Here is a 1275-nt window from a genome sequence, read left to right on the forward strand (position 1 = left end):
GCCACTTGCTGTTTTATAAAAAGGTCAGGAATAGTCAAATTGACTACTCCTACCTTTTTTATAAATTTTTGGGGTGTTCCCCAATCCCCCTTTTTGAAATCAAGATACTAAATCAACTTTGATGATTTTATCTTTTAAAGTTTCAAAATCATCATCAGAAATTGATTTTAAATGCTCAATAGTTGTCGCATATTCAAAGAGTAAATCAACTTCAAGATTTTTGATTTCGCCATGATCAAGATACAAATAAGATATTTTAGCCCCTGCTAGAGTATCTTCATACCATTTAGCTGAGTCTTGAACAACAGATGCGTATCTATTTATTTTTGTCAAATCTTTAGGTTTTGCTTTGTAGTAGCTGGGCTTTCTTATTGACTTTTAAGAGTTAGTAATGCTAAAATGTAATTGAGCATTGGTAGGAAAAGTAGGTTGAACCTGTTCAACAGGTTGGGGTACTTCCTTGACAGCTTGGCTGTCTAAAGAACTCGAAGTGCGGTTAAAAGTCCCGCTCCCAATGTTAGGCTCTTGGCTTAGGTCAAGGGCTTTTTTTGTTTCAAAAAATCGTTCCAGTTCATTTTTTCTTGATTGTTTTCAAGCGGTGGCAAGTCAATGTTGAATTTTATATTCTTATTTCTTAACTTTTCAATAAAGCCCAAACCTGCCTTATCATTATCTACAGCTAAAGTGATCAATTCACGCTTAGCACCTAATTCAAAGAAGTTTGTATTTGCTAAAATAGGGAGTAATTTTTTGGCATCATCAAGGTTAATATCTGTAAGCCCCTCTTTTTCAGCTAAAAGTTCGTATAGATGCCTTGAAATAGTAGTATCTTTTAAACCGTCCATTGAAACAAGTCTTACGTTTTCTAGTCGATTTTTATTAAGCTCATAGTAGCTCATTAAGTCAATAGGAGCTTCAAGAAATATAAGTCGTTCAGGTGTACCAACGTCAATATTAAGACCAGTAGAACCATCACCAAGTACCTTTTTAAGTCGACCATGTTCATGTCGTAAGTAGTTTTCGTGAATACCTTGCAGACTACAGCCAATGATTTTTTTATCTTTATTTAAAAATTTAAAGACAAGGACAGGTTCAAATATACCATCAGAACCTTTTAGCCTAGCTTGGGCTAACACCCCTTTAGAACAAAAAGTTGTGATAGTGTCCTCAGAAAGCCCTCTTGTGTCGCCTAGGAACGTTTTTCCTTGTTTAATATGATCATATTCATATGATGCAAGATAGTACTGAAAAGGCTTTTTAGGGCTATTGTCGATA

At 34.7% G+C, this 1275-nt stretch carries 1 protein-coding gene and 1 pseudogene; both read right to left on the reverse strand.

The window, feature by feature from the left end; genetic code table 11:
- Positions 1-99: 99 nt before the first annotated feature.
- Entirely contained in the window at positions 100-333 is a 234-nt protein-coding gene (locus tag HZR21_RS11495) for a hypothetical protein (protein ID WP_180747714.1), read from the reverse strand.
- Between the two features lie 197 nt (positions 334-530).
- A pseudogene (locus HZR21_RS11500) lies at positions 531-1275 on the reverse strand (PBECR4 domain-containing protein); the annotation flags it as partial.

Source organism: Pseudolactococcus laudensis (assembly GCF_013449735.1).
Lineage (GTDB): Bacteria > Bacillota > Bacilli > Lactobacillales > Streptococcaceae > Pseudolactococcus > Pseudolactococcus laudensis.